The sequence below is a fragment of the Oleiphilus sp. HI0117 genome (assembly GCF_001635235.1).
The window spans coordinates 1-5,813 of sequence record NZ_LWGA01000303.1; the positions used below are offsets into that span (position 1 = coordinate 1).

General features: G+C 43.8%; 7 protein-coding genes. 6 read left to right on the top strand and 1 reads right to left on the bottom strand.

Annotated elements, in window-relative coordinates; translation table 11 throughout:
• From A3757_RS26250 to A3757_RS03790, 5 genes are all read left to right on the top strand, one after another.
• On the top strand, nucleotides 1-1,096 hold a 1,096-nt coding region (locus tag A3757_RS26250; protein WP_197469727.1), incomplete at its 5' end, for a hypothetical protein.
• A gap of 131 nt (nucleotides 1,097-1,227) precedes the next feature.
• Nucleotides 1,228-1,785 (top strand): hypothetical protein, encoded by a 558-nt coding sequence (locus A3757_RS03775; RefSeq protein ID WP_068511790.1) that lies wholly within the window; start codon nucleotides 1,228-1,230, stop codon nucleotides 1,783-1,785.
• A 131-nt stretch (nucleotides 1,786-1,916) separates the two neighbouring features.
• On the top strand, nucleotides 1,917-2,678 hold the full coding sequence (locus A3757_RS03780; protein ID WP_068511786.1) for an SDR family oxidoreductase: 762 nt from the start codon (nucleotides 1,917-1,919) through the stop codon (nucleotides 2,676-2,678).
• Nucleotide 2,679: 1 nt separating this feature from the next.
• Nucleotides 2,680-3,312, top strand: coding sequence for a TetR/AcrR family transcriptional regulator (locus tag A3757_RS03785; protein ID WP_068554371.1), 633 nt, complete (start codon nucleotides 2,680-2,682; stop codon nucleotides 3,310-3,312).
• Nucleotides 3,313-3,431: 119 nt separating this feature from the next.
• Nucleotides 3,432-3,794: a response regulator gene (locus A3757_RS03790; protein ID WP_068511780.1), complete on the top strand. Its 363-nt coding sequence runs from the start codon at nucleotides 3,432-3,434 to the stop codon at nucleotides 3,792-3,794.
• Here the strand turns inward: A3757_RS03790 and A3757_RS03795 are convergent.
• Complete coding sequence (locus tag A3757_RS03795; RefSeq protein WP_068511777.1) at nucleotides 3,791-4,276, bottom strand: glutathione peroxidase; 486 nt, start codon at nucleotides 4,274-4,276, stop codon at nucleotides 3,791-3,793. The genes A3757_RS03790 and A3757_RS03795 overlap by 4 nt on opposite strands.
• A 160-nt stretch (nucleotides 4,277-4,436) precedes the next feature.
• Between A3757_RS03795 and A3757_RS03800 the strand changes: the two genes are divergently transcribed.
• On the top strand, nucleotides 4,437-5,813 hold a 1,377-nt coding region (locus tag A3757_RS03800), incomplete at its 3' end, for a DUF3336 domain-containing protein (protein ID WP_068739190.1).

A 5,813-nucleotide genomic window follows, 5' to 3' on the forward strand; every position in this document is an offset into this window, starting at 1 on the left:
GTCACAAGATATATCCTACGACCTGGAGCTTCAACATGCTCAATATGCTAATGCACAGGAACAATGGCAACTTTCTAAACGCTTAAGCACACGCATTGGTCAGACCCAAATTGCCAATCTAATCAATTACTCACACAATAATATAGATGACGTGGAAGACTCTCTTATCACCACGTTAAGCGCAACCAGGCGCTGGCATAGCTGGAGACTCAAGACCGAAGCTAACTATAAAATATTACCGAAAGGTGTTCTGGACTCCATCCAATCGAGTGCCAACTATCAAGCAAGTAAACGGGTAAGTTATCAAGCCTCGTTAGGCTACATTCTATCGGAAGAAGACACATACAGCTTCGACAATATGATCAGCTGGCGTCTGGACAAATACTCGTTTTCTCTTTCTGCCGGATTTGATACACAAGACCATCAAAGTATTGGCTTAAGCATTAGCTCTGCCCTTGCCTACGACAAACCTCATAATAGCCTCTACCTTAGTTCTGAAAGTGTGGCCTCTAGTGCCAGCGTGCTCGCACACACATATTTGGATCACAACAATAACGGTAGGTTTGATGAACAGGACAGCTCTCTTCCAAATATACATTTTAAAGGAAAGAACAGCTGGAGAAACAGCGCCACAAACGAAGAAGGTTATGTCTCTTTATGGGGGGTTCCTGATCTTCAAATGCAAACGATCAGTATCAATTCCCGAAAAATTGAAGACCCGTTCCTGAAACCACAGAAAGAGCACTTCTCACTCTACTCTCACTCGGGAAAACTCAACGAGATCAGTATCGGCTTCCAAACTGCGATGGAACTCGAAGGAGAAGTGCTGCTTGAAAACAATGGTAAACTTATACCGAAAGCAGGTATTCCTGTCTCTCTTTTTACACTCGATGACTCACTGATACAGCAAACCCGAACCGAGTACGATGGTGTTTACATATTCGAAAACGTCCTACCAGGTAGCTACTTACTTAAAATAGATCCTGACTACCTTCAAAGTAAAAACCTCAGCGTAACACCAACTATAGAACTCAAGGCTTCAGGCGATGAAGGTATCATTTACCTTCCTCCCACACATCTCAAACAAAAAAAATAAACTATTACTTTTCAACATGTTAACCACACAAGCCACGATCACATAGCCCAGCTTTTTCATTTGCGCAAGAAATAAATATTTTTCACTTTTTCACATTTTAAGCATTGCTGCCTTAGCACTAGCTACTATACTTGAGTGGTATTCAGGACTTAATCAGCGATAAAAAGTGGAGGCAGACCGGCTTGAGAAAAGCTCCCTTAGCATTAGTACTGCTTTCATGCTTTACGTTTTCAGTAAGCGCACAAGCTGAATCTTTTAAGGCAAAAGTGAAGTTGACCCTAGTCGACCCAGCATCGGTCAGCGCTATCGGCAGCACTCAACAAACCTTGTCGATGCCAGTTAAAAAGCTCGATAACAGCCAATGCACCATCGACCCTAAAAGCGGGTCTCTACAAGGTAACGCTTGCCTTGAGCCATCCGTCGATACACCTCAGCTAGATATTAGCGGGCGTGCCGCACAAGCCATCTCGGTAAAACTAAGTGAATCAGTCACAAATAGCGAAAGCGCGGCTTCTCTAAGCTTCGAACCGACGCTATATAATGGTTATGATCAAACTGAAAACTTTCAGCTAAGCACCAGTTCTCACAGCGTAAATATTGGTGGAACCATTTATCAACATAATACAAGTAACTCAGCACTTAATACCCAAGCAGTCCTTCAATACGGTGTAGAAGTACTTTACCCCTAGATTTACAAGCCCTAGCGCCCTATTAATTTCGCATGCCAATTAAGTTACCCTAGGTTATTTATATCAAGAACTCATTCTTCTATATTAAGTAACCCAGAGTAACTTAACTTCAAATAATAAAGGAACACACAATGAACTACATCTTGATAACCGGTGCAAGCGCCGGAATTGGCGAAGTATTCGCAGAACAATTAGCCGCTCAAGGTCACAACCTGATTCTGACCGCCCGCAGAGAAGAGCGCCTTCAAGCGCTAGCCAGTAAGCTGGAAAGCCAATATAAAATCTCGACACAAATCATCGCTGCTGATTTGTCTGACTCAAACGGTGCCGAAACGCTAGCTAGCAAAATAATCAACGAAGGTTGGGCGCTAAACGGCCTAATCAACAATGCAGGCTTTGGAGACCGCGGTGCATTCACTGAACTGTCACTGGATCGTCAGTTACAAATGATTCAGCTCAACGTCACCAGCCTGGTAGATCTAACGCACCGACTCATCCCCAAGCTATCACAACAGAGTAATAGCTTTATCATTAACGTTGCCTCAACCGCTGCCTTTCAAGCGGGACCTAACATGGCTATATACTACGCGACCAAGGCTTTTGTGCTGTCCTTCTCTGAAGCACTATATGAAGAGCTTAAGGGCCAAGGTATTGCCGTCAGCACACTTTGCCCAGGTGCAACCGCATCTGAGTTTGCATCAGAAGCTAATATGACTAACACAAAACTATTCAAAGCAGGTGCCATGACAGCAGAAGCTGTTGTCAGGAAATCGCTCAAGAAAAAAGACCGCGCCATTGTTATCACTGGCTGGAAGAATATTTTTGGTGTTTGGTCTGGTAAACTATCCCCACGTTCAGTCACACGAAAACTTGCAGGATGGTTACAAGCCTAAAATGTGTTTAATCAAACAACGCGCGAATAATCCGGAACAAAAAGCTCTCAGAAAACAGCAAATTCTCGATGCTACACGAAAACGATTTTCTGATCTTGCCTACGAAGACCTTAACCTGAATGTGATTGCTGCAGATGTAGGTATTACTAAGGCCGCTTTATATCGCTACTTTAGAAATAAAGAGACTTTGTTCCTCGCGTTGTTTGTAGAAACCCTTGAAGAATTAATTCACTCGGCCCAAAAAATGCCAAACAAGCTCCCCCTAGCAAGGCTAATGGCTGACACCTTAATTGCTAACCCTATCTATTGTAAGTTGAATGCAATTTTACACACAATTTTAGAACGGAACCTTACCGTTGAAGAAGCATTACAATTCAAAAAAACCTTACTCCACTTAATGCACCAGTATTCCCAGTTACTAACACAACAAGCAGAGCAAGACTTGCCTCAAGCGCAAGCGCTCACCCTACTCATGCAAGTTCAGCAAGCATTGATCGGCGTTTGGCATATGACTCACCCTGTCGGTGCAATTGCCGAGGTTATTGAGTCTCCGCCTTTAGATGTTTTTAAGCGAGATTTTTATAGCGCCTTGCTCGCACATATAGAAACCATCACCCGACAAATTGCCCCTTAAGTGATACGCATCAGAAATCTAACGAGTAAGACCTAAGAGACAAGATATTCCAGCACATTTGGCTATACTAAAGTGAAGTAAGAGACTCTCATTCATTAAAGAATAGGTACAAGAAACATATGGCCAAAATCCTGATCGCCGATGATCAATTAGTAATGCGCAACATGTTTAAAGTCATCCTTCAAGACGAGCCACACGAACTGACGCTAGCGGTCGATGGCGAAGCCGCATTAAATGCAGCCAAAGCAGAACGATTTGACCTGGTACTGAGCGACTTATATATGCCAAAACTCGATGGCATACAACTCACTGCAGCTATTAGAGCACTCCCCGCTTACAAGGGTGTTCCTGTACTCATTGTTAGCACCGAGAATAAAGCAGAGAAAAAAGCTGCAGGCAGAGCAGCAGGCGCGAATGGCTGGATCATCAAACCCATTACCAAAGACCGCCTGCTTCCTGCGATAAAGAAACTACTAGGCTAAGGCGCCAACGCTGCATCGATATCTTTCACCATGTCTTTCGGCTCGGTATTGGGCGCATAGCGTTTAACAACCTTGCCCTGTTGATCGACCAAAAACTTGGTAAAATTCCATTTTATCTTTTCAGAGCCCATCAAGCCCTTCGCTTCTGATTTTAAGTATTTATACAAGGGATGAGTATTATCGCCGTTTACTTCTATTTTGGAGAACATTGGAAACGTAACCCCATAGTTCAAAGAACAAAACTCGCTAATCTCACTATCTGTTCCTGGGTCTTGCTTTAGAAACTGATTGCATGGAAAGCCTAAGATCTCTAGCCCTTTCTCGCTATACTCCAAATACAGCTCCTCAAGCCCCTTGAGCTGAGGCGTAAATCCGCATTTACTTGCCGTATTGACGATTATCAGCAACTTCCCCTGATACGCTTTAAGAGGAACTTCCTCTCCTTTAATATTATTAGCACTGAACTGATAGATATCAGACACGAGTCTCTCCCTATTAATGATAATTATTCACAAGCATCCTACCCCTAAATTATCAGCGTTAAAAGCCTATTGATTTACATCAATGCTCAGGAATAAGCGTTTGACATTGATTATGCGATAGGCAAATATATTTTTTTAGCTTACAAGCGTAAACACAAAAATGTCAGATATAAGCAAATTGCAGCAAACTATGAGCGAGGCACAAACTTATGAGCAATGGCTCACCGCTGCCTCGAAAGCCGATAAGCTTAACGGCAGTTATGACTGGCAAAAAAAACCTGAGTCTAAACACTACCCATACAAAGTGCTGCAGGGACATTATCAAACAATTTCTGAACTGCTAGAAAATAAAGATTATTTGAAGCTGATTCCCTATATTCAGGAAAGCCTGTATCGAACCACCGCGGAACTCAGTAAACCCAAGCTCTATCAACCCGCCTACACAGGAACCAAGACCCTCGTTAGCAATTACTTAAAGTTGATCGATAAAGCGTTAAAGATACTCTGCGAATCTGAGATCGATAGCATCTCGACAAAAGACAAGCTCGCCCAGTTCAAACAGGCCGAGCATAATTTTGGTCGCCCTGCCTTAATGCTAAGTGGCGGTGGAACCTTCGGTATTTATCATATAGGCGTGGTCGCAACACTCATCAATCACAAGCTCCTCCCCTCCATCATATCTGGTAGCAGTATGGGAGCAATCACAGCGGGCATGCTGGCTACTCACACAAATAAGGAAGTACTTACTCTTCTAGGTAAGCCCGAGGAAAGTAACTACAGCCCTTTGAAGCGTTTACCGCTTAAAGGTATTTGGCAACAGCAATCATTACTCGACCCAGAGCAACTGCGCAGCTGCGTTGAACACAACGTCGGATTAATGACTTTTGAAGAAGCCTTTAAAAAAACCGGCCGAAACGTAAGCATTACAATTTCACCTGCCCGAACAGGCCAAAAGCCAAGAATTCTGAACTACCAAACTGCACCAAGTGTTTTTGTCGCATCCGCAGCACAAGCATCATGCTCTGTCCCTGGTTTGTTTCCTCCCTGCCAGCTCTATGAGAAGAACGCCCTTGGGGAAAAGCAGGCCTATCTAAAAGGTGAACGCTGGTATGACGGCTCTTTTGCTACCGATATTCCGAGGCAAAGAATGAGCCGGCTTCACAATGCAAACTACTTTATAGTCAGCCAGGCCAACCCACATATTGTGCCTTTTGTCTCTCAACGTCAGGATGATGGTCTTGCAGCCTTCCTTGCCGACCTATTGGTCAGCAGTAGCTTTTCTCAAGGAAAGGCTCTACTTAAGTTGGGGAAGCGTCGGTTTCACTCTCAGGCTTGGAGTTCTTGGCTAAATCACGCTTCCTTGATGCTTGATCAGGACTATTTGGGCGACATCAATATCCACCCTGAATTTCCGCCTTCCTGGTATACCAAGTTCATGAAGAACCCTAGCCCTTCAGAAAGAGACTATATCTTGAAAATGGGTGAACGCTGCACCTGGCCAAAACTGGCCATGATTAGGGACCAAACTCAGGTAAGC

Coding starts and splice junctions, on each gene's coding strand:
- A3757_RS03780 (WP_068511786.1), top strand. CDS start 1,917: ATGAACTACATCTTGATAACCGGTGCAAGCGCCGGAATTGGCGAAGTA.
- A3757_RS03790 (WP_068511780.1), top strand. CDS start 3,432: ATGGCCAAAATCCTGATCGCCGATGATCAATTAGTAATGCGCAACATG.
- A3757_RS03785 (WP_068554371.1), top strand. CDS start 2,680: ATGTGTTTAATCAAACAACGCGCGAATAATCCGGAACAAAAAGCTCTC.